Annotated in this window: 24 protein-coding genes; 2 read left to right on the forward strand and 22 right to left on the reverse strand. The window is 69.8% G+C overall.

The window, feature by feature from the left end; translation table 11 throughout:
* Positions 1–44: 44 nt before the first annotated feature.
* Positions 45–1,013 carry an alpha/beta fold hydrolase gene (locus tag AB0230_RS00370; RefSeq protein ID WP_363392395.1) on the forward strand — a complete coding sequence of 323 codons (969 nt, stop codon included), beginning with the start codon at positions 45–47 and terminating at the stop codon, positions 1,011–1,013.
* Positions 1,014–1,064: 51 nt separating this feature from the next.
* On the opposite strand, the gene AB0230_RS00375 is transcribed toward AB0230_RS00370, so the two are convergent.
* The 6 genes from AB0230_RS00375 to AB0230_RS00400 all read right to left on the reverse strand — a co-directional run bounded on the left by AB0230_RS00375 (position 1,065) and on the right by AB0230_RS00400 (position 6,923).
* A complete protein-coding gene (locus AB0230_RS00375; protein ID WP_315992964.1) occupies positions 1,065–1,856 on the reverse strand; it encodes a protein phosphatase 2C domain-containing protein in 792 nt (263 codons plus the stop codon).
* Positions 1,857–1,860: 4 nt separating this feature from the next.
* Complete coding sequence (locus AB0230_RS00380) at positions 1,861–2,277, reverse strand: cytochrome c oxidase subunit 4 (protein WP_315992965.1); 417 nt, start codon at positions 2,275–2,277, stop codon at positions 1,861–1,863.
* 3 nt (positions 2,278–2,280) lie between these two features.
* Complete coding sequence (ctaD, locus tag AB0230_RS00385) at positions 2,281–4,044, reverse strand: cytochrome c oxidase subunit I (RefSeq protein ID WP_315992966.1); 1,764 nt, start codon at positions 4,042–4,044, stop codon at positions 2,281–2,283.
* A gap of 2 nt (positions 4,045–4,046) precedes the next feature.
* Positions 4,047–4,925 (reverse strand): cytochrome c oxidase subunit II, encoded by an 879-nt coding sequence (coxB, locus tag AB0230_RS00390; protein ID WP_315992967.1) that lies wholly within the window; start codon positions 4,923–4,925, stop codon positions 4,047–4,049.
* A 165-nt stretch (positions 4,926–5,090) separates the two neighbouring features.
* Entirely contained in the window at positions 5,091–5,456 is a 366-nt protein-coding gene (gene erpA / locus AB0230_RS00395) for an iron-sulfur cluster insertion protein ErpA (protein ID WP_056227791.1), read from the reverse strand.
* 72 nt (positions 5,457–5,528) lie between these two features.
* Positions 5,529–6,923: a dipeptidase gene (locus AB0230_RS00400; RefSeq protein ID WP_366373314.1), complete on the reverse strand. Its 1,395-nt coding sequence runs from the start codon at positions 6,921–6,923 to the stop codon at positions 5,529–5,531.
* Between the two features lie 46 nt (positions 6,924–6,969).
* Here AB0230_RS00400 and AB0230_RS00405 point away from each other — a divergent pair, with 46 nt between their 5' ends.
* Positions 6,970–7,542 (forward strand): DUF3043 domain-containing protein, encoded by a 573-nt coding sequence (locus tag AB0230_RS00405; protein ID WP_315992969.1) that lies wholly within the window; start codon positions 6,970–6,972, stop codon positions 7,540–7,542.
* A gap of 403 nt (positions 7,543–7,945) precedes the next feature.
* On the opposite strand, the gene AB0230_RS00410 is transcribed toward AB0230_RS00405, so the two are convergent.
* From AB0230_RS00410 to ftsW, 16 genes are all read right to left on the reverse strand, one after another.
* Complete coding sequence (locus tag AB0230_RS00410) at positions 7,946–8,971, reverse strand: quinone-dependent dihydroorotate dehydrogenase (protein ID WP_366373316.1); 1,026 nt, start codon at positions 8,969–8,971, stop codon at positions 7,946–7,948.
* Between the two features lie 10 nt (positions 8,972–8,981).
* Positions 8,982–9,467 (reverse strand): transcriptional regulator NrdR, encoded by a 486-nt coding sequence (gene nrdR / locus AB0230_RS00415; RefSeq protein WP_076674915.1) that lies wholly within the window; start codon positions 9,465–9,467, stop codon positions 8,982–8,984.
* Positions 9,468–9,477: 10 nt separating this feature from the next.
* A complete protein-coding gene (gene hisD, locus AB0230_RS00420; RefSeq protein WP_366373319.1) occupies positions 9,478–10,779 on the reverse strand; it encodes a histidinol dehydrogenase in 1,302 nt (433 codons plus the stop codon).
* Positions 10,780–10,945: 166 nt separating this feature from the next.
* Positions 10,946–12,187, reverse strand: a complete 1,242-nt coding sequence (locus AB0230_RS00425) for a hypothetical protein (RefSeq protein WP_366373321.1) — start codon at positions 12,185–12,187, stop codon at positions 10,946–10,948.
* 108 nt (positions 12,188–12,295) lie between these two features.
* Positions 12,296–15,808, reverse strand: a complete 3,513-nt coding sequence (gene dnaE / locus AB0230_RS00430) for a DNA polymerase III subunit alpha (protein WP_366373323.1) — start codon at positions 15,806–15,808, stop codon at positions 12,296–12,298.
* A 235-nt stretch (positions 15,809–16,043) separates the two neighbouring features.
* On the reverse strand, positions 16,044–16,967 hold the full coding sequence (locus AB0230_RS00435) for an RluA family pseudouridine synthase (protein ID WP_315992974.1): 924 nt from the start codon (positions 16,965–16,967) through the stop codon (positions 16,044–16,046).
* A gap of 1 nt (position 16,968) precedes the next feature.
* Positions 16,969–17,553 carry a signal peptidase II gene (lspA, locus tag AB0230_RS00440; protein ID WP_315992975.1) on the reverse strand — a complete coding sequence of 195 codons (585 nt, stop codon included), beginning with the start codon at positions 17,551–17,553 and terminating at the stop codon, positions 16,969–16,971.
* A 13-nt stretch (positions 17,554–17,566) separates the two neighbouring features.
* The gene (locus AB0230_RS00445; RefSeq protein ID WP_315992976.1) at positions 17,567–18,187 is read right to left on the reverse strand and encodes a DivIVA domain-containing protein; all 621 of its coding nucleotides are present in this window, start codon (positions 18,185–18,187) and stop codon (positions 17,567–17,569) included.
* A 133-nt stretch (positions 18,188–18,320) separates the two neighbouring features.
* A complete protein-coding gene (locus AB0230_RS00450; protein ID WP_366373326.1) occupies positions 18,321–18,623 on the reverse strand; it encodes a YggT family protein in 303 nt (100 codons plus the stop codon).
* A gap of 6 nt (positions 18,624–18,629) precedes the next feature.
* The gene (gene sepF / locus AB0230_RS00455; RefSeq protein WP_363392409.1) at positions 18,630–19,103 is read right to left on the reverse strand and encodes a cell division protein SepF; all 474 of its coding nucleotides are present in this window, start codon (positions 19,101–19,103) and stop codon (positions 18,630–18,632) included.
* 31 nt (positions 19,104–19,134) lie between these two features.
* Positions 19,135–19,818, reverse strand: coding sequence for a YggS family pyridoxal phosphate-dependent enzyme (locus AB0230_RS00460; protein WP_315992978.1), 684 nt, complete (start codon positions 19,816–19,818; stop codon positions 19,135–19,137).
* Positions 19,819–19,885: 67 nt separating this feature from the next.
* Complete coding sequence (gene ftsZ, locus AB0230_RS00465) at positions 19,886–21,073, reverse strand: cell division protein FtsZ (RefSeq protein ID WP_076674902.1); 1,188 nt, start codon at positions 21,071–21,073, stop codon at positions 19,886–19,888.
* A gap of 151 nt (positions 21,074–21,224) precedes the next feature.
* Positions 21,225–22,070, reverse strand: a complete 846-nt coding sequence (locus AB0230_RS00470) for an FtsQ-type POTRA domain-containing protein (RefSeq protein WP_366373329.1) — start codon at positions 22,068–22,070, stop codon at positions 21,225–21,227.
* A 197-nt stretch (positions 22,071–22,267) separates the two neighbouring features.
* Positions 22,268–23,680: a UDP-N-acetylmuramate--L-alanine ligase gene (murC, locus tag AB0230_RS00475; RefSeq protein WP_366373331.1), complete on the reverse strand. Its 1,413-nt coding sequence runs from the start codon at positions 23,678–23,680 to the stop codon at positions 22,268–22,270.
* 168 nt (positions 23,681–23,848) lie between these two features.
* On the reverse strand, positions 23,849–24,922 hold the full coding sequence (locus AB0230_RS00480) for a UDP-N-acetylglucosamine--N-acetylmuramyl-(pentapeptide) pyrophosphoryl-undecaprenol N-acetylglucosamine transferase (RefSeq protein WP_366373333.1): 1,074 nt from the start codon (positions 24,920–24,922) through the stop codon (positions 23,849–23,851).
* 96 nt (positions 24,923–25,018) lie between these two features.
* Positions 25,019–26,275: a putative lipid II flippase FtsW gene (gene ftsW, locus AB0230_RS00485; protein ID WP_315992982.1), complete on the reverse strand. Its 1,257-nt coding sequence runs from the start codon at positions 26,273–26,275 to the stop codon at positions 25,019–25,021.
* Positions 26,276–26,277 lie beyond the last annotated feature (2 nt).

Consider the following 26,277-nt stretch of genomic DNA (forward strand, 5'->3'; position numbering starts at 1 on the left):
ACTCCGACGGCACGACCGCAGGGGATCTCCCGTAGGCTGCGTCGATGCAGCATCCGCCTCTCGACCCGTTCACGTCCGGATACCTCGACAGACCCGACGGCGCACGCCTCTACTGGGAGGTGTCGGGCAACCCTACCGGTCGACCCGCGCTCTACCTGCACGGCGGTCCCGGCGGTGGTCTCGGCAAGGGTGGGTACCGCCGACGCTTCGACCCCCGACTCCACCTCATCATCGGACTGGATCAGCGCGGATGCGGACGCAGCACGCCCTGGGCGTCGGACGATCTCGCCACTCTCGAGACGCAGACGATGACGCACCTCCTCGACGATCTCGAAGCCCTGCGCGAGCACCTCGCCGTGGACCGCTGGCTGCTCCACGGCGTCTCATGGGGGTCGACGCTGGCGCTCGCCTACGCGCTCGAATATCCTCAGCGCGTCAGCGAAGTGGTCAACCTCGCGGTGACGAGCGGTGGCCGGTGGGAGATCGATTGGATCACCGACGGGATGCAACCCGTCTTCCCCGAGGCCCACGCTCGCCTGCGCGAGCCCCTTCGCGCCGACGAGCGCACGATCGAGGGGTACGCGCGTCTGCTGCGCGATCCCGACCCCGCGGTCCGCCGCGACGCCGGCGACCGGTGGGACCAATGGGAGGCGACCCACATGTCACTCGGCCCCCTGGCGGGCCCGGGCCCTTTCCTGCACGACGACCCCCATCAACGACGGAACTTCGCCACACTCGTCACGCACTATTGGGCGCGCGACTGCTTCCTGCCCGGTGATCGTGCCGTGCTCGTCCGCATCGGGGAGCTGGCCGGCATCCCCGGGGTCCTCGTGCACGGGCGGCGCGATATCAGCGGGCCGGCACTCACGGCATGGCGATTGCACCGGTCCTGGCCGGGAAGCCGACTCGAAATCGTGGAGGAAGACGGCCACGGTGGCCCTCGCAGCGCGCAGATCGCCCAGGATGCCATAGATGCGTTCGCGCGCGAGGACTCGCGCTCAGACGGGCGCTGACGCGGAGGAGGCCACCTTCGCGGAGGAGACGATCAACGACCGCGTGAGGGGTCAGGCGGTTTCCACGTCTTCTGCGAACCAGCGAGCTGCCGACCCGAAGAAGATCGGTTCCCCGCCGTCGGTCTCATCGTCGTCCACGACGTCGCACACCACCACCGTGACGTTGTCGCGCGTCCCTGCCTCGAGCGCGAGGGCGACTGCCGCCGCCGCTGCGGAGCGGGCGTCGGGCGCCTCGGCGATGAGACGGGCGACATCGGCCTCCGGGACGTAGTCCGTGAGACCGTCGCTGCAGAGAACCCACCGGTCGCCGAGGATCGGGGGCCGTTCCGCCACCGATACGACATCACCCTCGGCGCCGCCGAGCGAGGCGGTGATGATGTTACGGCGCGGGTGCGCCGCGGCAGCCTCGGGAGGGATGATCCCATGGTCGACGAGCGCCTGAACGTAGGAGTCGTCGCGGGTCTCCCGCGTGAACTCTCCGTCGCGAAGGAGGTAAGCGCGGGAATCACCGGTGTGCGCCAGCAGCAACTCACCGCTGACGCTGAGGAAGATGCCGGTGAACGTCGTTGCCATCCCCTCGAGCGCGGGATCGCGTTCGACGTGGGCGCGGATGTCCCAATTGGCTTCACGGATGCGAACCAGGAGGCCGTCGGCATCCAGCCCGCCCCCGCTCGTCGCCACGAGGCGATGGACGAGGGCGGCGGATGCGAGGTCTCCGGACGGACCACCGCCGACGCCATCGGCGACAGCCGCCCCCCAGGACGCCGCGAAGGCGGCGTCCTGGTTGGTGGGTCGATGGGCGCCGGCGTCGGAGACGGCAGCCGCTCTCAGACGGACGGGCACAGGATCAGCGCGCGAAGTACCCGCGGTAGTACTCGTACACCCAGCCGACGATCGCGACGACGAACACCGCGAAACCGACGGGGACGAGCCAGCTGCCCACGGCGAGGCCGATCACGGCGATCGCCGCAGAGGCCGCGAGGACGATGGGCCACCAGGACCACGGGCTGAACTCGCCCATCTCGGGGTCGCCGTCGTCGATGTCGGCCGTGAGGATGTCCTCCGGGAGGTCACCGCGCTGCGCCTTCATGACACGGCCGATGTAGAAGGCGATCATCGAGGACATGAGCCCGAGGAACGCCAGGGCGACCGTTCCCACCCACTCGACACCGCCGTGCTGGAGCAAACTCCACACCGTGTAGACCGCCGCGATGACGAACGAGAACACCGCGATGATCCACCAGAGATTGACGTTGGTACGCATGTGTTACTTGACCTCTCCGGCAGCTGCGTCGACGACGGGCGTATCGGGAGCGTCCTTGACCGGACCCACACCGACCGGGATGCCGGCCTCGGGGTGGTTCAAGTCGAAGGCGGGACGCTCGCTGCGGATGCGCGGGATCGAGGTGAAGTTGTGTCGCGGCGGCGGGCACGACGTGGCCCACTCGAGCGATGCGCCGTAGCCCCAGGGGTCGTCGACGGTCACACGCGGCGCCTTGCGAGCCGTGATCCACACGTTGAGCAGGAACGGGATCATCGACGCGCCGAGGATCATCGATCCCACGGTCGACAGCTGGTTCTCCCACGTCCATCCGTCGGCCGCGGCATAGTCCGCGTAGCGACGAGCCATGCCGTCGACACCCAGCCAGTGCTGGATCAGGAAGGTCATGTGGAAGCCGACGAACAGCATCCAGAAGTGCACCATGCCGAGACGCTCGTTGAGCATCTTGCCGGTCCACTTGGGCCACCAGAAGTAGAAGCCGGCGAACATCGCGAACACGACCGTGCCGAAGACGACGTAGTGGAAGTGCGCGACCACGAAGTACGAGTCGGACAGGTGGAAGTCCAGCGGCGGCGAGGCGAGGATCACGCCGGTGAGACCGCCGAAGACGAACGACACCAGGAAGCCGAGAGCGAAGACCATCGGCGTTTCGAAGGTGACCGAGCCGCGCCACAGCGTTCCGATCCAGTTGAAGATCTTCACGCCCGTCGGAACCGCGATGAGCATCGTCATCAGGGCGAAGAACGGCAGCAGCACACCGCCGGTGACGTACATGTGGTGCGCCCACACGGCGACAGACAGAGCGGCGATCGCGATGGTCGCGTACACGAGCGTCTTGTAACCGAAGATCGGCTTTCGGCTGAAGACCGGGAAGATCTCCGAGACGATGCCGAAGAACGGCAGCGCGATGATGTACACCTCGGGGTGACCGAAGAACCAGAACAGGTGCTGCCAGAGCAGGACGCCGCCGTTCTCGGGGCTGTAGATGTGCGCACCGAGCACGCGGTCGGCAGCCGCCGCGAAGATGGCCGCCGCGAGGACGGGGAACGCCAGCAGGATCAGGATGCTCGTGATCAGCGTGTTCCACGAGAAGATCGGCATGCGCCACATGGTCATGCCCGGGGCACGCATCGTGAGCACGGTCGTGATGAAGTTGACCGCTCCGAGGATCGTGCCGAAACCACTGATGCCGAGGCCGAGCATCCAGAGATTGCCGCCGACACCGGGCGAGAAGCTCGCATTCGCGAGGGGCTGATAGGCGAACCAACCGAAGCCGGCCGCACCCTGCGGGGTGAGGAAGCCGGACACCGCGATGGTGGAGCCGAAGAGGAAGAGCCAGAACGCGAAGGCGTTCAGACGCGGGAACGCCACGTCGGGGGCGCCGATCTGCAGCGGCAACAGCGCATTCGCGAAGCCCGCGAACAGCGGCGTCGCGAACATCAGCAGCATGATCGTGCCGTGCATGGTGAAGAGCTGGTTGTACTGCTCTTTGGTCGGGATGATCTGCATCCCGGGCTCGAACAGCTCGGCGCGGATGATGAGCGCCATCACTCCGCCGAGCATGAAGAAGATCACCGAGGCGATCAGATACATGTACCCGATGGTCTTGTGGTCGGTGGAGGTGATCCACTTGACGACCAGGTTGCCCTTCTGCTCCACACGCGTGGTGCTGAGCAGTGCGGCTTGACGCGGCGGGAGAGTCGTCGGGCGCGAGGGCCCGGTCCCCTGGAGCGGAAGCGTCGTGGCCATGATCACTCGTTCCCTTCGACGCCGGTGGTCAGGTTCTGCAGACGCGACAGGTCGCTGATGTCGCCCACGTCGCCGGCGCGGCGCAGGGAGTCCAGGTAGTCGGTGTACTCGGCCTCGCTGACGACCTTGACGTTGAAGAGCATCGCGGAGTGGTACTCACCGCAGAGCTCCGCGCACTTGCCTTCGTAGGTGCCTTCACGGGTGGGCGTGAACGACCACTCGTTGTCGCGGCCGATGTACATGTCTTTCTTGTAGAGGAAGTCGATGATCCAGAACGAGTGGATGACGTCGCGCGAGCGGAGGTCGATCTTGACCGTCTTGTTCACCGGCAGGTAGAGCGTCGGCACGTCGTCGAGGTCGTAGCCGTCGGAGGTGGCCTTCGCCTGGACACCCATCGAGTACACGGCGTCGGAGTTGTCTTCCTTCTCGCCGTTGTACTGGAAGTCCCACGCCCACTGCTTGCCGTAGGCCGTGATCGACACGTCGGGGTCGTCGTACTGCGTCTCGAGCGTGTTCTGGTCGCGCGCCGTGAAGGCGAAGAAGCCGACGACCAGGATGAGCGGGACGATCGTGTAGAAGATCTCGATCGGCATGTTGTACCGCAGCTGGACGGGCAGTCCCGACTGACCGCGACGACGGCGGTAGGCGATGACCGACCACAGCATCAGACCCCAGGTGACGACACCCACGGCGAGGAGCACGATCCACGAGTTGACCCACAGGCCGGCGACCATGTCGGTGTGGTTCGTCGCGGCCGGGCCGTCATCGACGAAGCCGGGCAGGAATCCGTGCAGCTGGGACGTGGTGCAGCCCGAGAGGAGTGCGACGGACGCGATCCCGAGAGGGAGCGCGGCCCAGCGAAGGCGACGTTTGGAGGGCACAATGCACCTTTCCGGGTCGTGGATGAAGCTTTGACAGTCTACGGCAACCTCTCACCGTTCTCTGGCCATTCGTCCAGTGCCGAGACATCGGAAACCCCCGGGTTCCACGGTGCGATCCGTGGCCCGGGGGTCCGTGACGCCGATGTCGGAGGACGTCGACCGAGCTCAGTGGAAGCTGTCGCCGCAGGCGCAGGAGCCCTGCGCGTTGGGGTTGTCGATCGTGAAGCCCTGCTCCGAGATCGTGTCCTTGAAGTCGATGTTCGCGCCGTCGAGGTACGGCACGCTCATGTCGTCGACGATGACTTCGACGCCGTCGAAATCGACGACCTTGTCACCGTCGAGGTAGCGCTCGTCGAAATACAGCTGGTAGATGAGGCCGGAGCAGCCGCCGGGCTGGACGGCGACGCGCAGGCGCAGGTCGTCGCGACCCTCCTGCGACAGCAGGCTCTTCACCTTGTCGGAGGCGGCCGCGGTCAGGCCGACGCCGTGCTCGCGGGTCTCGGCGGAGGACGACAGAGTGGTGTCGGTCATGGCGATGCCCTTCGGGTTGATCGGTCGCGGGGACGAGACGAGTCTACGCCCGTCCCGTCCCCGCGGCCCCGATCAGACGGTCCGTTCGTTCAGGCGCGCCAGCAGCAGCGCTTCCGAGACCAGTGCGTTGCGGAACGTGTCGAGGTGCAGCGACTCGTTCGGGCTGTGCGCGCGCGCGTGCGGGTCCTCGACGCCCGTGACGAGGATCTGCGCCGCGGGGAACTCGCGGACGAGATCGGAGATGAAGGGGATGGACCCCCCGATCCCGACATCGACCGACTCGACGCCGTAGCCGTCGGCGAACGCGGCGCGCGCCTCCTCGACGGCCCATCCCCCGGTGTCCACGAGGAAGGAGTCGCCGCAGTCGACGTCGCTGAACTCGAGCTGCGCGCCGAACGGCGCGTGAGCGCGGAGGTGCGCCTGGACCGCGGCGAAGGCCTTCTCGGCATCCTGACCGGGGGCGACCCGCGCGCTGATGACCACACTCGTCTGCGGCGCGAGGGTGTTCGAGGCCGCCTCGACGGGGGTCGCGTCCCACCCGGTGATCGTGATCGACGGCTTGTTCCAGATGCGGCTCAGGATCGAGTCGCGTCCGATGGGGCTGACGCCCTCCAGCAGGCCGGACTCGGCGCGCAGGGTGGCCTCGTCGTAGTCGGGTGTCGGGACGTCACGCGTCGCGAGGCCCTCGACGGCGACGGCGCCGTCGTCGTCCCACAGGGTGGCGAGCAGCTTCACGGTGGCGAGCATGGCGTCGGGGACCGCACCGCCCATCATCCCGGAGTGGGAGGCGTGGGCGAGGGTGCGCACGGTCAGGGTGAAACGCGCGTTGCCGCGCAGCGACACCGTCAGGCCGGGCGTGCGCTCGTCCCAGTTCCCCGAGTCCGCGACCACGATGACGTCGGAGCGCAGGGTCTCGGCGTTGTCGGCGAGGAACTGGCCGAATGAGCGCGACCCGTACTCCTCTTCCCCCTCGATGAACACGGCGAGGCCGAGGTCGAGGTCGTCGCCGAGCACGTCGGAGACGGCGCGGATCGCGCCGACGTGCGCCATGATGCCGGCCTTGTCGTCGGCGGCACCGCGTCCGTACAGGCGCCCGTCGCGCAGCGTCGGCTCGAAGGGCGGCGAGTCCCACAGCGCCTCGTCGCCGGGAGGCTGTACATCGTGGTGGGCGTAGAGCAGAACCGTCGGTCGACCATTGCGGGCGGCGCGTGAGGCGAGCACGGCCGGCTGCCCCACTTCATCGGTACCGGGGATCGCGGCGCGGGTGACCGCAACCGAATCGAAGACTCCGGTGCCCTCGAGGAGGGCGGCGACCGCCGCGGCGCTCTTCACCAGAGCGCTCTGATCGAAGGCCGGCCAGGCGATCGACGGGATGCGGACGAGGGAGCCGAGATCGGCCAGGGCGGAGGGGATGCCGGCATCGGCTGCTTTTTGCACAGCCTCCTGCCGGGACAGGTCGAGGGTCATGCGGGTAATCTTAAGTCTCCCGACCAGCGAATCACCGAGGTTTCCCGTGGCCAAGTCCCCTGCCCCCGCCCCCAACGACACCCCCGTCGACTCGACGGCGCTCGGATCGGGCAAGGGCCGCGCGACACCCTCGCGCGCCGAGCAGGAGGCCGCGCGCAAGCGCCCCCTGGTCCCCGACACCAAAGAGGCGAAGGCCCGCGCTCGCGCAGAATTGGCTGCGCAGCGCGAGAAGGCCCGCATCGGCATGGCGGCGGGCGAGGAGCGCTACCTGCCGGTCCGCGACCGCGGACCACAGCGCCGGTTCGCACGAGACTTCGTGGATGCCGGCTGGCACCTCGGCGAGGGCGTCATGCCGTTCATGGTGCTCGTGATCGTCGCGACGCTGATCCCCGTGCAGTTCTTCCAGTACTGGTCGTTCGTCGCGCTGTGGATCTTCATCCTCTTCGTCATCGGCGACATGATCATCACCTCGGTCCGCGTCAAGCGCGCCGCGAAGGAGAAGTTCGGCGAGAGCCGCCTCGAGAAGGGCCTCGGGTGGTACGCGGCGATGCGCACCGTGCAGATGCGCTTCATGCGCCTGCCGAAGGCTCAGGTCAAGCGGGGCCAGTACCCCGCCTGATCCCCCGTTTCACGAAGCGGCGCGCCGGAAGGCGCGCCGCTTCGTCGTTGGTCGCGGAATCGCGGGTCGTGCGCGGAAGGCGCTCCCTCCCGCCGTCGAGTGTCCACGACACGCCGCCGGACGGGCGAGCATGCGGCGTGTCCTGGACACTCGACGGGCTGCGAAAGCGGGCGGAGGCGGCAGGCAGGTGGGCGCATGGCCGCCCCGGCGCGGCGTTGCGCCGTGCCGCGCGTTCAGGACGGCGTGCCGCGCCACGCGCGTGTTCGCACGCGGCCGTCGGTCCGGGAACGCGGGGCGATCCGGTCAGGGGCACCGAGGACGCGGCATCCGGCGAGGATCAGCGGGCGCGGGGCCTCGGCGGCGACCCGATCAGCCGCCCGGGAGACGCGGCATCCGGTGAGGATCAGCGGGCGCGGGCGAGACCGCGATTGATCTGACGCGCCCAGAGGGGACCGCGGTAGAGGAACGCCGTGTACCCCTGCACGAGCGTGGCCCCCGCGGCGAGGCGCTCGCGCACATCGTCGGCGGTGTCCACTCCCCCGGCCGAGATCACGACGAAGTCCGCAGGGACCGCCTCGCGCACCAGGCGGAGCACCTCGAGTGCGCGGCGCTTCAGGGGCGCGCCGGAGAGCCCACCCGCGCCCGCAGCCTCGACCTTCGCGGCATCCGTCGTCAGTCCGGACCGCGCGATGGTGGTGTTGGTGGCGATGAGCCCCGCCAGTCCGGCATCGACGGCGAGACGGGCGATGTCGCTCACCTCGTCGTCGTCGAGGTCGGGGGCGATCTTGACGAGGAGCGGCGTGCCCCCCGCCGCCTCGCGCACGGCGGTCAGCAGCGGGCGGAGGGTCTCGACGGCTTGCAGCCCGCGGAGTCCGGGCGTGTTCGGCGACGAGACGTTGACGACGAGGTAATCGGCCAGCGGCGCGAGCAGACGGGCGCTGCGCACGTAATCGGTCGTGGCGTCCTCCACGGCCACGACGCGGCTCTTGCCGATGTTCACGCCGACGACCGGACGGCGACGGGACCGGCGGAGCCGACGCAGACGTGCGGCCGCAGCGGCGGCGCCGTCGTTGTTGAACCCCATCCGGTTGATGACGGCGCGGTCCGCGACGAGACGGAACAGACGCGGCTTGGGGTTGCCCGGCTGCGGGAGCGCGGTGACCGTGCCGACCTCGACGTGGCCGAAGCCGAGCGCGCCGAGTCCGCGGCCCATCGTGACGTTCTTGTCGAAGCCCGCGGCCACGCCGAACGGCGAATCGAACGTCAGCCCCAGGGCCTGCACCCGCTGCTCGGGACTGGGCGCGATGGCACGACGGACGACGGATGCCACGGGCTCCACCCCGGCGACGCGGATGACGAGCGCACCGAGATGGTGGGCGAACTCGGGATCGAGACGCGAGAGGACCGTACGGAAGAGAAGGGGATACATCCCCGCCAGGCTACTGGACGACGTCGCGATCGTCGTTCGCGGGTCGGCCCGCGTGATCGGCGCGCAGCTGGGCGATCGCCGCGTCGAAATCGTCGAGCGAGTCGAAGGCCTGGTACACGCTCGCGAAGCGCAGATAGGCCACTTCGTCGAGCTCGCGCAGCGGCCCGAGGATCGACAGACCGATCTCGTTCGCCTCGATCTGCGACGACCCCGTCTGACGGATCGCCTCCTCCACCTGCTGCGCCAGCACAGCGAGATCGGCGTCGGTCACGGGGCGTCCCTGGCAGGCTTTGCGCACGCCGGACATGACCTTCTCGCGACTGAAGGGCTCGACCACTCCCGACCGCTTGATGACGTTCAGGCTCGCCGTCTCCACCGTCGAGAACCGGCCCCCGCATTTCGGGCACTGACGCCGACGGCGGATGCTCAGTCCGTCGTCGCTCGTGCGCGAGTCGATGACGCGGGAGTCGGGGTTGCGGCAGAAGGGGCAGTGCATGGGGTCTCCCTCAGTCGTCGAACCGCGCGGTCACGGCCTCGCCGTGAGCGGGGAGCGCCTCGGCGTCGGCGAGGGTCACGATGGCATCCCGGACGAGCGAGAGCGCCGCACGGTCGTACTCGATCACCTGCTGTGGGCGGAGGAACGTCGCCGCGGAGAGGCCCGCGCTGTATCGCGCCTGTCCCCCCGTCGGCAGCACGTGATTGCTGCCGGCGAGGTAGTCGCCCAGGCTCACCGGCGTGTAGGGACCGACGAAGACGGCTCCCGCGTTGACGAAGTCCTCGGGCCGCGGATCGGCCAGGTGCAGCTCGAGGTGCTCGGGCGCGTAGGCGTTGCTGAAGGCGGTGGCCTGCGCGATGTCGTCGACGAGCACGACGGCCGACTGCGGCCCGTGGAACGCCGCCGTGACGCGCTCGGTGTGGCGCGTCGAGGCGACGCGGGCGGGCAGAGCGGCGCGCACCGCTTCGGCCAGCTCGGGCGAGTCGGTCACGAGCACGGCCGACGCCTGTTCGTCGTGCTCCGCCTGGCTGACGAGGTCGGCCGCGACGAGGGCCGGAATGGCCGTCTCGTCGGCGACGACGAGGATCTCGGTGGCACCCGCCTCGGAATCTGTGCCCACCCGGCCCGCGACAGCGCGCTTGGCCGAGGCGACGAAGTTGTTCCCCGGACCGGTCACGACGTCGACCGGGTCGAGGCCGATCTCGGCGACGCCGTGGGCGAACGCCCCGATGGCTCCCGCGCCGCCCATCGCGTAGACCTCGGTCACTCCGAGCAGACGGGCCGCGGCGAGGATGACGGGGTGAACGCGTCCGCCGAATTCGGCCTGCGGCGGGGAGGCGAGGGCGACCTCGCGCACGCCGGCGACCTGGGCCGGAACGGCATTCATGACGACGCTCGAGGGGTAGACCGCCTTGCCGCCCGGCACGTAGAGGCCCACGCGGCGCACCGGCTGCCAGCGCTGCGTGACACGGGCGCCGTCGCCGAGCTCGGTCAGGACCGGCGCCGGGACCTGGGCGGCGGATGCCGTGCGCACGCGCGCGATCGCCTCGTCGAGGGCGGCGCGGATCTGCGGGTCGAGGTCGCGCAGGGCCTCGTCGAGGTGCGCCATGGGCACGCGGATCGCGTGGTCGCTGACACGGTCGAAGCGCGCGGCCTGCTCACGGAGAGCCTCCTCGCCCCGATGGGCCACGTCGGCGACCAGACGGGCGGCGGTGGCCAGGGCCTCGTCGCGCGCGGCGTCGGCGCGCGGGACGACGGCGAGGAGCTCGGCCGGCGAGAGGACGCGGCCGCGGAGATCGATCGTGCGGAGCATGGGCTCAAGGCTACCGGCCGACCCGGAGCCCTTTCGCGCAGTCCCCAGGGCTCGCAGCGCGCGCTCAGACAGCCGGCCGGTGGGCCGGAAGAGGGATCCGATCCGCGAGCCGGGTCGCGGACACAAGAGAGGGCGAGGGCCCGGCGACCCCCACCCTCTCGCGACGTCAGCCTCGGGTCACGCCCGACACGTCGTGCAGATAGCCGATCCGGCCGTCATCGTGACGGACGACGAACGTCTCGCCGCGATCCTCGATCACGAGCGCCCACGCCGTCGGCCCGATCCGGAAGATCGGCGTGCCGTAGTCGTCGACGATCTCCCGCTCCTCGGGTGCCAGTGCCCAGAAGGCGTGCGCATGGTGGTGATCGTCGCCCTCGGACCCGTGTCCGGCATCGACGGGCGGCTCGTGGACGGCCTCGCGTCCCGTCTCGTGCGCGGGCACGGCCCCGGTGTCGGCGTGCAACGGCGCGAAGATGTCGGTCGCCGTGTCGTCGCCGCGCGTGGCGGGGAGCACGGAGGTCGCCGGCGCCGCATCGTCGTGCGGCAGGTCGGTGGACCCGGTGTAGCTGCCGGGAGTGGGCGCGTCGGCCTCGGCCTCGGCGGCGGCGGGTGCGGAGACGGGGCGCGGGGCCCGCGGCGCGCGCGGACGGGCGACGACCGGTCGGATGGGACGGGCGTTGCGGTGTGCGGCGATCTCTTCACGGCCGCGGAAATCCGCCGAGAACGGCGGGATCACCGGCGCGAAGACGGTGAGGACGACCCCGGCCAGGAGCACGATGGCCTCCACCCAGATCACCCAGGACCGCGTCCAGATCCCGGTCTGGTCGAAGACCGCCACGGTGTCCCATACCCACGAGACCCACACGAGGGCCGAAACCGTGAAAGCCACCGAGGCGAATTGGTCGATGCCGAGCGAGCCGACCCGACGGATGCCCTGCGGAGAAAGTCGACGCAGCACGATCAGGCCGACCGCGACGGTGGGGAGGGCCACCGCGGGAATCCACCACAGCCCGGACAACCACACGTTGCCGCCCCCGATGAGGACGCCCGACGGCGAATCCAGGATGTTCGTGCGGAAGAACGAGACGAAGAAGGCCACCACCCAGACGCCCAGCAGGGCGACCTCACGCACGGAGAACGGCCCGACGCCGTACGACGCGGACTCGGCGCGAGCGGGTGCGACCTGATCGGTGCCCGGACGGACCGGCGCGGAGGAGTGCTCGGGTGCCGACGGGGCGACCGGCGGGTGCTCGGCGGACGAGTCGCGTGCGGAGGTCGTTTCTGCGCCGATCGAGGCGGGAGTCCCGGCCTCGTCGGACGCCGATGACGCGACGGATGCGGTCGTCGGGTCGACGTGATCGCGGTCGGGGTCGGGCTGGGAGGTGTCGTGGGGATACTGATCGTTCACGGGGGTCCTTTCACCCAGGGCGCCGCAGCGCCCGGACATCGTAACCGGCGGGTCTTCAGCGTCTGCTGGGGTTGCGACGCTCCGGTATCTCGACCGGTCGGCGGGGCGTCAGCCGAGGCAATTGGGCCCCAGGAGACCCTTGAGCTCGCCGAACAGGTCGGCGGTCACGCGAACCGGCATCGGCACTTCGAACACTTTCGCCGTGCCCCCCTTGTGCAGCTTCAGGAGCACCTCGGTCGAGCCGGAGTGGCGTCGGAGCATCTGCGCCAACTCACCCACCAGCGCCTCGTTGGCGCGCTGTTCGGGTACGACCAGCGTGAGCCCGCCCGACTCGTCGAGTCCCTCGAGATCGGGGGTGAAGGCGCTCTGGGCATGCAGGTTCAGGCCGTCGTCGCGTCGAGAGACGCGCCCGCGCACGACCAGGATCGAGTCGGCTTGGAGCACGGGGGCGAACTCGGCGTACGTCTTGCCCATGAACATCACGGTCACCTCGCCGTTGAAGTCCTCGACGGTGACCATGCCGTATGGGTTTCCGCTCTGTTTCGCGACGCGGTGCTGGACGCTGGTGAGAAGACCCGCCACCGTGACCTGATCGCCGTCCTGCACGTCTTCGGACGCGAGGAGATCGTGGATCGATGTCGAGGCGTGCTTCGCGAGGGGCACCTCGAGGCCGGCAAGCGGGTGGTCGGAGACGTACAGACCGAGCATCTCGCGCTCGAAGGCGAGCTTGTCCTTCTTCGTCCACTCGGGCCTCTCGGGCACCTTGACGACCTGCTGGGGTTCGTCCCACAGCGAGTCGAAGTCGAAACCGACCTCGCCGTTGGCCTCCCGGCGCTTGTCGAGCACGGCGCCCTCGCAGGCGTCCTCGTGCACCTCGACCAGAGCGCGGCGCGTGGATCCGAGGGAGTCGAACGCGCCCGCTTTGATGAGCGACTCCACGGTGCGCTTGTTGGCGACGTGCATCGGGACCTTCGACAGGAAGTCGTGGAACGACGTGTACTTGGCATCCTGACGGGCGGCGACGATGCCGTCGACCACGTTGGTGCCGACGTTGCGCACCGCGCCGAGACCGAAGCGGATGTCCTCCCCGACGGCGGCGAAGAAGCGGATCGACTCGTTGACATCGGGCGGCAGGACCTTGATGCCCATGCGGCGGCACTCGTTGAGGTACACCGCCATCTTGTCCTTCGAGTCGCCGACGCTCGTCAACAGGGCGGCCATGTACTCGGCGGGATAGTGCGCCTTGAGGTAGGCCGTCCAGTACGACACGAGACCGTACGCCGCGGTGTGCGCCTTGTTGAAGGCGTAGTCGGCGAACGATTCGAGCACCTTCCACAGCGTCTGCTGCGCGACCTCGCCGAACCCGCGCTCGGTCATGCCGCCGAAGAAGATCTCTTTCTGCTTGTCGAGCTCGCTCTTCTTCTTCTTGCCCATCGCGCGGCGCAGCAGGTCGGCCTGACCGAGCGTGTACCCGGCGACGCGCTGGGCGACGGCCATCACCTGCTCCTGATAGACGATCAGACCGTAGGTGGTATCGAGGATGTCGGCGAGGGGCTCTTCGAGCTCGGGGTGGATCGGCTCGATCTCCTGCTGCTTGTTCTTGCGCAGCGCGTAGTTGATGTGCGAGTTCACGCCCATCGGACCCGGGCGGTACAGGGCCAGCACGGCCGAGATGTCCTCGAAGTTGTCGGGCCGCATCAGACGCAGCAGCGAACGCATGGGCCCGCCGTCGAGCTGGAACACGCCCAGCGTGTCGCCCCGTGCGAGCAGTTCGTAGGATGCCGCATCGTCGAGATCGAGGTCTTCGAGCACGAGAGGATGCCCGCGGTTGGCTTCGATGTTGTCGAGGGCGTCGTTGATGATCGTGAGGTTGCGAAGCCCCAGGAAGTCCATCTTGATGAGGCCGAGCGACTCGCACGCCGGGTAATCGAATTGCGTGACGATCTGGCCGTCCTGCTCGCGGCGCATGATCGGGATGATGTCGATGAGCGGCTCGCTCGACATGATCACACCGGCTGCGTGCACGCCCCACTGGCGCTTCAGGTTCTCGAGTCCGAGCGCGGTGTCGAACACCGTCTTGGCCTCGGGATCCGTCTCGATGAGCGTGCGGAACTCGCTCGCCTCTTTGTAGCGCGGGTGCTCGGGATTGAACATGCCGTCGAGCGGCATGTCTTTACCCATGACGGCCGGCGGCATGGCCTTGGTCAGCTTGTCGCCCATGCTGAACGGGAATCCGAGCACGCGCCCGGCGTCTTTCAGGGCCTGCTTCGCCTTGATCGTCCCGTAGGTCACGATCTGCGCGACGCGCTCATCACCGTACTTCTCGGTGACGTATTGGATGACCTCGCCGCGGCGGCGGTCGTCGAAGTCGACGTCGAAGTCGGGCATCGAGACGCGGTCGGGGTTGAGGAAGCGCTCGAAGATGAGACCGTGCTGGAGCGGGTCGAGGTCGGTGATCTTCATCGCGTAGGCCACCATCGAGCCGGCGCCCGAACCGCGGCCGGGTCCGACGCGGATGCCGTTGTTCTTGGCCCAGTTGATGAAGTCGGCGACCACGAGGAAGTAGCCCGGGAACCCCATCTGCAGGATGACGTCGGTCTCGTACTCGGCCTGCTTGCGCACCGCATCCGGGATGCCACCGGGGTAGCGATCGTGGAGGCCGTTCTCGACCTCCTTGATCATCCAGCTGCCCTCGGTCTCCCCGGCCGGCACCGGGAAACGCGGCATGTAGTTGGCGGAGGTGTCGAACTCGACCTCGCACCGTTCGGCGATGAGGAGCGTGTTGTCGCACGCCTCGGGGTTGTCGCGGAAGACCTGGCGCATCTCGGCGGCGGACTTGACGTAGTAGCCGTCGCCGTCGAACTTGAAGCGCTTGGGGTCGTCGAGCGTCGATCCCGACTGCACGCAGAGCAGGGCGGCGTGGCTCGTCGCATCGTGCTGGTGCGTGTAGTGGAGGTCGTTCGTCCCGACGAGCGGGATGTCGAGCTCCTTGGAGATCTTGAGCAGATCGGACATGACACGGCGCTCGATCGAGAGACCGTGGTCCATGATCTCGGCGAAGTAGTTGTCTTTGCCGAAGATGTCTTGGAATTCCGCCGCGGCGGCTTTCGCCGCGTCGTACTGACCGAGCCGGAGGCGCGTCTGCACCTCGCCCGAGGGGCAGCCGGTCGTGGCGATGAGGCCCTTGCTGTAGGTCTGCAGCAGCTCGCGGTCCATGCGGGGCTTGAAGTAATAGCCCTCCATGCTCGCCCGCGACGACAGCCGGAACAGATTGTGCATGCCCTCGGTGGTCTCGGACAGGAGGGTCATGTGCGTGTACGCGCCCGAACCCGAGACGTCGTCGCTCTGCTGCTCGGGGGTGCCCCACCGCACACGGGACTTGTCGGAACGGTGGGTTCCGGGCGTGACGTACGCCTCGATGCCGATGATCGGCTTGATGCCGGCGTCTTTCGCGGTCTTGTAGAACTCGTAGGCAGCGAACGTGTTGCCGTGATCGGTGACCGCGATGGCCGGCATGCCCTGCTTGACGGCTTCTTGGACCATCGGGCCGATGCGCGCTGCGCCGTCGAGCATCGAGTACTCGCTGTGCACGTGAAGGTGAGCGAAGGAGTCAGCTGCCACGCGTCGAGTCTACGTTCGGCCTCCGACATCGGCCCGGGATGTTCGGGGCGGACGCCCAGTCGACGGAGCCCTCCCGGGCGCGTCGCCGGCCGCGTGCGAGCGCGGGCGGCCGAGCAGGGCGACCGACCGTGTCGACGCGCGGGCGCGCCCCGCGTCGGCCGGGAGGCGGCACGAATCTCGCGAACGACGCCGGTTCCACGTGCGGGAGGTCACCGCCGCGCGCCGTCGCGCCGGGTCAGATGCCGTCGCCGAGGATCTCGAGGGCCCGTGCCAGGTCGTCCGGGTAGGGCGACTCGAACTCGACCCACTCCCCCGTTCCGGGATGCGTGAAGGCCAGTCGGTGCGCGTGCAGCCACTGACGTGTGAGCCCCAGGCGGGCCGAGAGCGTCGGGTCGGCGCCGTACAGCGGGTCGCCGGCGCACGGATGCCGGTGGGCGGCCATGTGCACGCGGATCTGGTGCGTGCGTCCGGTCTCGAGGTGGATCTCGAGGAGCGAGGCCCGCGGGAAGGCCTCGAGCGTCTCGTAATGCGTGACCGAGTCCTTGCCGTCGGGGGTCACGGCGAATTTCCACGAGTGGTGCGGGTGACGACCGATGGGCGCGTCGATGGTTCCGGCCAGAGGATCAGGATGCCCCTGGACGACGGCGTGGTAGATCTTGTCGACCTCGCGCTCCTTGAACGCGCTCTTCAGCAGCGTGTAGGCGCGCTCGGCCTTGGCCACGACCATGAGACCGCTCGTGCCGGCGTCGAGACGGTGGACGATCCCCCGCCGCTCGGGCGGGCCGCTCGTGGCGATCCGGAAACCCGCCGCGGCGAGGGCCCCGAGCACGGTGGGCCCTTCCCACCCGAGGGAGGGGTGGGCCGCCACGCCGGCCGGCTTGTCGACCACGACGATGTCGTCGTCGTCGTGCACGATGCCGAGGTCGGGGACGGCGACCGGCACGATCTCGGGTTCGCGCTTGGGCTCCCACTCCACACTCAGCCATGAGCCGGCGCGGAGGCGGTCGGAGCGTCCGGCGGCGCGGCCGTCGACGCTCACGCCCCCGGCGTCGGCGACCTCGGCGGCGAAGGTGCGGGAGAATCCCAGCATCTTGGCGAGAGCCTGGTCGATGCGCGTTCCGTCGAGCCCGTCGGGGACGGGGAGGCTGCGGGACTCCATGTCAGCGCGCGCCGGGGCCGGACGAGGCGTCGACGTCACCGGCGGCCGCCGCGTCGGCGGCGCGCGACGCGCGCGTCTCACGCGTGCCGTCGAGGCGGAGCCCGAACAGCACGAGGATCGCGACGGAGATCATCATCGACACGATGAAGACATCGGCGACGTTGTAGATCGCCGGCATCATCCAGGGCGTCGAGATGAAGTCGACGACGTGTCCGACCGGGAAGCCCGGCTCGCGGAGCAGGCGGTCGGTGAGATTGCCCAGCACCCCGCCGAGCAGCAGGCCGAGGACGACGGCCCACAGGCGCGAGCGCACGCGGCGGAGGGCGAGGAAGACGATGACGGCCGCGACGACCGCGAGAGCGATCGTGAACAGCCAGGTGACCCCTTCGCCGAGCGAGAACGCGGCGCCGGGGTTTCGGACGAGATAGAACTGCAGGGCGTCACCGAGCACCGGGACGACGCGCTCCGGAGGGAGGTTGTCGATGGCGACGGTCTTCGCCAACTGGTCGGCGGCCAGCACCACCACCGCAAGGATCGCGATGACGATGCCGGCCGCCGCCGGTCGCAGAGGAGGTCGACTGCGCAAAGAGTCTGTCGACTTACAGGCCGATCGCCGACACGGGCGTGGAGCCCGACGACGACGCGCTGGTGTCGAGGTCGCGGAGCTGACCCTCGATGTACGAACGCAGCTGCGAGCGGTAGTCGCGCTCGAAGTTGCGGAGCTCGGTGATACGGCCCTCGAGCGTCACGCGCTCCTTCTCGAGACGAGCGCGCTCCTCGCGGCCCTTCTGCTCGGCCTCGGCGACGATGGACGCCGCCTGCGCCTGCGCCTCGCCGATGAGCTGGTCGCGCTGGGCCTTACCCTCGGCGACGTGCTCGTCGTGCAGACGCTGCGCGAGCTCGATGATGCCGGCGCTCTGCGCGGCCGGCTCGGCGTCGGACGCCACCGGGGCGGCCGGGGCCGGAGCGGGGGTCTCGACCGGAGCGGGCTCCTCGGCCTTGGGCTCCTCGGCGACGGGAGCGGCGACCGTGGCCGGAGCGGCCTCGCCGGACTCGAACGCGGCGAGCTTGGCCTTCAGCTCCTCGTTCTCGGCGATGGTCTTGCGCCACTCGACGACGATCTCGTCGAGGAAGTCGTCGACCTCGTCGGGGTCGAAGCCCTCCTTGAAGCGCACGTGCTGGAACTGCTTGGTGACGACGTCATCGGGGGTCAGTGCCATGGTGTTTCCTCTTTCGAGAGCTCTGATTCGGAACTGTTGGGGGTGTCGCACCGGGGCGTACCGCTTCGGAACAGCATAGCCGCCGCCCTCCGTCAGTGTCGAAGGGCACTGTCGAGAGGACGGCGGCGGGAGGTCACGCGGGCGCGAGGGACCGCGTCACGCTCAGCAGCATGAAGCAGACGAACATGACGATCGCGAATCCGAAATCGATCGCGATCCCCCCGATGCGCAGGGGTGGGATGATGCGGCGGACCAGCTTGATGGGCGGATCCGTCACGGTGTAGACGATCTCAGCCAACACGAGGGTGGCACCGCGCGGACGCCACTCCCGGTTGAACATCGGGATGTACTCGAGCACGAGGCGCGCGAGCAGCAGCACGATGTAGATGAACAGCAGCGCGCTGAGGATGGAGCCGACCAGGCTCAGGACGGCCACGATCGCTTACTGGGACGCGAACGGCGCAGCCTCGGGGTCGGCCTGCGCGATCGCACCGTCGCCGGAGACGGCGATGTTCTCGGGCGAGAGCAGGAAGACCTTGCTCGTCACCCGCTCGATGCGACCGTACAGCCCGAGCGAGAGTCCGCTCGCGAAGTCGATCAGGCGACGCGCGTCGGCGTCGCTCATCTGCGACAGGTTGATGATGACCGGGATGCCCTCGCGGAAATTCTCCGCGATCGTCTGGGCGTCGCGGTACTGCTTGGGGTGCACCGTCAGGATCTCGCTGACGGGACCGGCCGAGGGCTGACGCACCACGGCGGGGCGGTGCAGCGGGGTCACCGGAGCGGCCTTCTCGACGGGAGCGGCGGCGGGTGCCGTCTGCTTGCGCGCGATGGGCTGCGGCGCCGTCTCCTCGTAGGTCTCTTCCTCATCGGCGAGGCCCAGGTACACCATCGTCTTCTTCAGCGGGTTCGACATCGCATCCTCCGTTCGATCGTCTGGTCCGAGGCTAGTCGCGCACGGGCCTCGGGCCCGTGATTGCCGAGCCGATCCGCAGGTGTGTCGCGCCCATCGCGATCGCTTCCGGGAAATCGCCCGTCATCCCTGCCGAGATCCACGCGGCATCCGAGACGACGGTGCGGACCGCGTCGGCCGACCGACGGAGCCGCTCGAAAGCGCGCGCGGGCTCCTCGTCGAGCGGAGCGACCGCCATGACCCCGCGCAGACGCAGGCTCGGCAGACCGGCCACGTGCGTCGCCAGCGCCTCCACCCCGGCGGGGGCGACCCCTCCCCGGCCGGTGTCGTCGGTGAGGTTCACCTGCAACAGCACGTCGAGCGGCGCGTCGCCGCCGGCCGCATCGAGCGCGTCGGCGATGCGGTCGCGATCGACCGAGTGCACGGCATCCGCCGCCGCCCGGACGGCGCGGGCCTTGTTCGTCTGCGCCTGCCCGATGAAGTGCCAGGTCAGATCGGGGATGCCGGACAGCTCCGCGCGCTTCGCGGTGAGCTCCTGCTGCCGGTTCTCGCCCACGTCGCGCACCCCCAGGTCGTACAGGTCGACGACGAGGGATGCCGGGTGGAACTTCGTCACCACGATGCGGGTGATGCCGGCGGGATCGCGGTTCGCGGCGCGGGCTGCGTCGTGGATGCGCGCATCGACGGCGGCGAGCCGGTCGGCGAGGGCGGTGTCCATGGTGCTCCTTCGACGACGCGAGCGGGCCCGGTGGGGACCGGACCCGCTCGCTTTCGGGGACTGTCTCTTACTTCAGGAAGTCGGGCACGTCGAGGTCGTCGTCGGCGTAGCCGTTGTCGTAGGAGGTCTCGGGCACGCGCGCGGTCACCGGCGCGGGCTCGGGGCGACGCTCGGGAGCGCGCTCCGTTGCGGCCTTCTGCTCTTCGGCGGCGTCGAGGTCGCGGGCGACGTCGTCGGCGGGTATCACCGGGACGACGGGCGCCGAGGCCGGTCGCTGCGCGCCGACGGCGTCGATGCGCAGGGAGGGCTCTCCCCCGTCGAAGCCGGCCGCGATGACCGTGACGCGCACCTCGTCGCCGAGGGTGTCGTCGATGACCGTACCGAAGATGATGTTGGCCTCGGGGTGCGCGGCCTCCTTCACCAGTTGCGCGGCGTCGTTGATCTCGAAGATGCCGAGGTTCGATCCACCCTGGATCGACAGCAGCACGCCGTGGGCGCCTTCGATCGAGGCCTCCAGCAGCGGCGATTCCACCGCGAGCTCGGCGGCCTTGATCGCGCGATCGGCCCCCCTCGACGAGCCGATGCCCATGAGCGCGGAGCCGGCCCCCTGCATCACCGACTTGACGTCGGCGAAGTCGAGGTTGATGAGACCCGGGGTCGTGATGAGGTCGGTGATGCCCTGCACACCGGCGAGGAGCACCTGGTCGGCCGTGGCGAAGGCCTCGATCATCGAGATGCCGCGGTCGCTGATCTCGAGGAGGCGGTCGTTGGGGACGACGATGAGGGTGTCGACCTCTTCCTTCAGACGCCCGACGCCGGCCTCGGCCTGGCTCTGACGACGACGACCCTCGAACGAGAAGGGCTTGGTGACGACACCGATGGTCAGGGCGCCGATCGACTTGGCGATCTTGGCGACGACGGGGGCTCCGCCCGTACCCGTACCACCGCCCTCGCCTGCCGTGACGAAGACCATGTCGGCACCGCGCAGGGCCTCTTCGATCTCTTCCGCGTGGTCCTCGGCGGCGCGACGACCCACCTCGGGATCCGCACCGGCACCCAGGCCGCGCGTGAGCTCACGGCCCACGTCGAGCTTGACGTCGGCGTCGCTCATGAGCAGCGCCTGCGCGTCGGTGTTGATCGCGATGAACTCCACCCCGCGCAGGCCGAGCTCGATCATGCGGTTGACGGCGTTGACGCCGCCCCCGCCCACACCGACGACCTTGATCACGGCGAGGTAGTTCTGGTTGTGGCTCATGCCGGCCTCCGTTTGTCCCCGAACCCGAAACTCTAAACCTCATGTTGAGGGTTAAAGAATTGCCCGGTATGCAATTCCTTAGCTCGAAGGTAGGTCGCGCCGGGGGCACCGTCGGGCCGACACGCGGCGTGTTCCGTTATCGCGTCGAATATCAGCGGACGACGCCGGCCTCGGGCGAGGTGACGTCGTACTCCTTGGCACGATCGGGCGGGCTCTGCGTCATCAGACGGTCGAGCACGATCGCCTTCTCGGCAGACCGGTCGGCGCTCCCCCACACCACACGCGACCCCGTCGCGCCGAGCGTGAGCGTGACGTCATCGGGGGTGGATGCCGAGACGCCGGTGACCTGTGCGCGCACGGCGTCCGGCAGCGCGCGCATGACACGGCCGGCCGCGTGGAACGCCGCCGACCCGGTGCCGCCGCTGATCTCGAGCAGGGGCTGACCCCCCGGCGCGTCGGGGGTGGTCGACAGTGCCACGCCCGCGGCGTCCACCACGGTGAAGCCGGCCGGGGTCTGCAGGGCGCCGATCGGCGTGCGCTCGACGACGTTGACGACGAGGTCGTGCGGCGGTCGCGCCTCGAGCGTGTACGACTCCACGAGCGGGAAGCGCACGAGGGCGGCCTTAACCGCACTGTCGTCGACCATCGCCAGCGGCGTTCCGACCTGGGCGTTCAGAGCCTCGGCGACCGTGGCGGCGTCGAGCTGCGAGGTACCGACGACGTCGATGCGCTCGACGGCGAACAGCGGGCTGTAGGCCGCCCCGGCGGTGCCGAGCACCATCACGAGGAAGGCCGCGCCCACGCCGATCCAGACGCGGCGACGACGACGCTGCCGGACGGTGAAGCGTTTGACCTCGGCCGCCAGGGCGCGGCGCCGGGCGCGCGAGGCCCGCCACACGTCGCGCAGGCTCGTGCCCTCGGCATCCGTCGCCGCTTCCTCGCGAGCGGGCTTGCGGCCCGCATCCGGGATGTCGGCGGGGCGCACGAGCGGCAGCACCGGGGCGGTCTCGGACGCGGGATCGGGATCGGGATGCCGGGACTCCGGCGCGTGTTCCCCGACGACGGTCGACGGAGCACGGCGGTCGTCGCGAGCCCCCTCGATCGGTTCCCGCGGGGCCCCGCGGTGGTTCCGGGCCGTGGCCGCGGCGCGCTCGGACTCCGGGGGCGGAGGCAGGGGCGAGGGCCGACGCACGCTCAGACCGCCGGTGCCGTCGTGGTCGTGCGCGACAGGGCGTCGAGCACCTGCGGGATGATCTGGTAGACGTTGCCGCAGCCGAGGGTGATGACGTAGTCGCCGGGCCGGGCGATCTCGGCGGTGTAGTCGGCGGCGGCCTGCCAGTCGGGAACGTAGTGCACGTGCGCGGGGTCGGCGAACGCGCCGCTGACGAGCTCCCCGGTCACCCCGGGTACGGGGTCCTCGCGCGCGCCGTACACGTCGAGCATGACCGTGTGGTCGGCGTGCGACTCCAGCACCTCGGCGAACTCGCGGAACATCTCCTGCGTGCGCGAGTACGTGTGGGGCTGCTGGATCGCGATCAGGCGTCCCTCCCCCACGACCGTGCGCGCGGCCGACAGCGCGGCCGCCACCTCGGTCGGGTGGTGGGCGTAATCGTCGTAGACGCTGACGCCGCGCTCGACGCCGTGGAGCTCGAAGCGGCGGACCGTGCCACCGAAGGCCTCGACCGCGCGCGCCGCGTCGGCGAGGGGATGACCCAGCACGCGCAGCACGGCCACGGCGCCCGCGGCGTTCACGGCGTTGTGGGCGCCGGGGACGCGCAGGCGCACCTCGACGCTCTCGTCGCCGGCGGTCAGCGTGAAGGCGACGGGCCCGTCCGTCCGGATGCCGCTGAGCCGCACGTCGGCGCTCTCGTCCTCGCCGAAGGTGACGACGTTCGCGTGCGTGATGCGCTCGCGGACGGCGCGGGCTCCGGGGTCGTCGGCCGAGATCACCACGGCCTCGCTCGCGGCATCCGCGAAACGGGCGAATGCGGCGTCGAACGCGTTGCGCGAACCGTAGTGGTCGAGGTGGTCGGGATCGACGTTGGTGATGAGGGCGACGGAGGTGTCGTAGAGCTCGAACGTGCCGTCGGACTCGTCGGCCTCGATCACGACGAGGTCGTCGGAGCCGGTGCCGCTCGAGGCGCCGAGATCGGCGATCACGCCGCCGTTGACGAACGTCGGGTCGAGCTCGAGGGCGCGCAGGGCGGTCACGATCATGCCGGTCGAGGTGGTCTTGCCGTGGGCCCCGGCGACCGAGACGAGACGGCGCCCCCCGATCAGCCAGTGCAGCGCCTGGGACCGGTGGATGACGTGCAGGCCGCGCTGCTTCGCGGTGACGAACTCGGGGTTCTCCGGCCAGATCGCCCCGGTGTGCACGACCGTGTCGGCGTCGCCGAGGTGCGCGGCGTCGTGACCGACGTGGACGGTGGCGCCGCGGGCGGCGAGGTCGCGGAGGGCCGCGCTGTCGGCCCGGTCCGAGCCGGAGACCCGGATGCCGCGGTCGAGGAACATGCGGGCGAGGCCGGACATGCCCGATCCCCCCACGCCGATGAAGTGCGCGGAGGTGATGGTCTCGGGGATGGGGAGGCTCAGGTCGGGTCTGATCATGGCGCTTGCGAGTTTACGTCGCCCTCCCTGCGCAACGGCCTCGCCGCGCTGGCGCGGACCCCGCTTCCGCACGGCCGGGGCGCCGGGGTTCCCCCGCCACCGCTGGGAGGAATGCCTCGGACGAGCGGCATCCCTCGTTCCCGTCGCGCCCGGCGCAAGACGCCGGGCTCAGCGGGCCAGGGCCTCGTCGATCATGGCGATGACGTTCTCGGTTCCCGTGCGGATACCGGTGCGCGCGGCCGCGTCGCGCATGGCGGTGCGCCGCGCGTCGTCGGCGAGCAGCGGCACGACCTCGGCGCGCACCCGGTCGGGGGTGAATTCCGCGTCGGGGATGAGCAGCGCCGCCCCGGCGCGCACGGACGCGGCGGCGTTGAGGCTCTGCTCGCCGTTGCCGACCGCGTAGGGCACGTAGACGGCGGGGATGCCGAGCGCGTTGATCTCGCTCACGGTCGCCGCACCCGAGCGCGACACGACGAGATCGGCGAGGGCGAACGCGAGGTCCATGCGGTCGACGTACCGGACCACGGCGTAGCCCTCGACATCCGGGTCGGCAAGGTCGGAGTTCTGTCCGGTGACGTGGAGCAGCTGCCACCCGGCGTCGAGCACGTCGCGCCACGCGCCCTCGAACGCGGTGTTCAGCCGCAGCGCGCCGAGGGAGCCGCCGAAGACCAGCAGCGTCGGGCGGTCGGCGTCGAGGCCGAAGTGGGCGGCCGCCTCCGCGCGGCGGGCGGGAGCGTCGAGCTCGACGACCTCGCGACGCAGCGGCATCCCGACCTCGCGCGCCCCGCGGAGCGGCGTGCCGGCGAAGGCGACGCCCACTCCTGCGGCGGTGCGGGCGCCCAGGACGTTGGCGAGTCCCGGCTTGGCGTTGGCTTCGTGCACGACGAAGGGCACCCGCTCGCGGCGCGCGGCGATGTACGCGGGCGCCGCCGCGTAGCCGCCGAAGCCGACGACCGCGTCGACGCCGCGCTGGCGGATCATGCGGCGCACGTCGGCGACCGCGCGGAGGAAGCGGGCGGGGAAGACCGCGGCAGCGCGGTCGGGCCGCCGCGGGAAGGGGACCTTCGCGATGGTGAGCAGCTCGTACCCGCGCAACGGGACCAGGCGCGACTCGAGGCCCTCGCGGGTTCCGAGCACGAGCACCTCCGAGGCGGCGTCGCGCGCGCGCAGACCGTCGGCGACCGCGAGGAGGGGGTTCACGTGCCCGGCGGTACCGCCGCCGGCGAGGAGGTAAGTCGTCACCGTACGACCCTAGCCAGGTCGGGGGCACCGCTTCGCCGCGACCACTCGGGCCGGGTACCGACGGGGCCGGATCCTCGACGTGTCGTCGTGTGCCCCTCAGCCGCGGCGGCCGGAACGTCGCGCCGGGGCGGCGCGGCGGTTCGAGCGGGACTCCACGACCTCGCGGTGGTCGGGGAGCGTGCGCGCGCACGACAGCAGCACACCGCACGCGATGAGCACCGACAGCAGAGACGTGCCACCCTGCGACATGAACGGCAGCGGGACGCCCAGCACCGGGAAGATGCGCAGCACCACGCCGATGTTCACCAGCGCCTGACCGACGATCCACAGGGTGATCGCGCCGGCGACGATGCGCACGAAGCTGTCGTCGGTCCGTCGGATGATGCGGAAGGCGCCGACGGCGAAGACCGCGAACAGCACGAGCACCACGATGCAGCCGACCAGGCCCAGCTCCTCGCCGATGATGGCGAAGATGTAGTCGTTGGCGGCCGCCGGGAGCCAGTCGTACTTCTCCTTCGAGTTGCCCAGGCCCAGTCCCAGCAGTCCCCCGCTGGCGAGCCCCCAGATCCCGTGCAGCGACTGGTAGCACGAGGTGTAGTAGCAGGAGGCGTCGTCGGGGTTGAACAGGCTCATGATGCGGGCCATGCGGTTCTCGCTGCCGACGGCCGACAGCAGCACCACCGCGATGGCCAGCACCGCCGGGACGATGAACATGCGCAGCTTGATACCGGCGAAGAACAGCGCCCCCAGCACCACGAGCACGAGGATCATCACCGTACCGAGGTCCTTGCCGCCCAGCACGGTTCCGATCACGAGCACCGAGACGGGGACGACGGGGATGAAGACGTGCTTCCACGAGGTCAGCAATCGCCGCTTGCGGTACAGCACCGCGCCCATCCACAGCGCGAGGGTGAGCTTGAGGAACTCGGCGGGCTGGAACTGGAAACCGGCGATCTGCACCCAGTTGCGGTTGCCGTACGAGGCGATGCCGAGGCCCGGGACGTAGACGAGCAGCTGGAACATGGTCGCCAGGATCAGCGCGGGCCACGCGATCTTCTTCCAGAAGCTCATGCGCGCCCGGCTCAGCACGAACATCAGCGGGATGCCGACGACCGCGAACACGCCCTGCTTGATGACGTGGTCGAAGGGGCTCTGCCCGCCGTCGAGGGCGGAGGTGGCCGACAGGACCATCACCAGACCGAACCCCGTCAGCAGCAGGGCCGCGGAGGCGATCAACAGGAACTCGCTCGCGACCGGGCGGAACGCCCGTCCGAGGGAGACGCGCGCGATGAGACCGCTGCGCTCGGGCTGCTCGTCCGGCGTCTGCCGTGGAGGGGGTGCCGTCGTGGTCACGC

It is taken from the genome of Microbacterium sp. NPDC089190, from assembly GCF_040701795.1.
Lineage (GTDB): Bacteria > Actinomycetota > Actinomycetes > Actinomycetales > Microbacteriaceae > Microbacterium > Microbacterium galbum.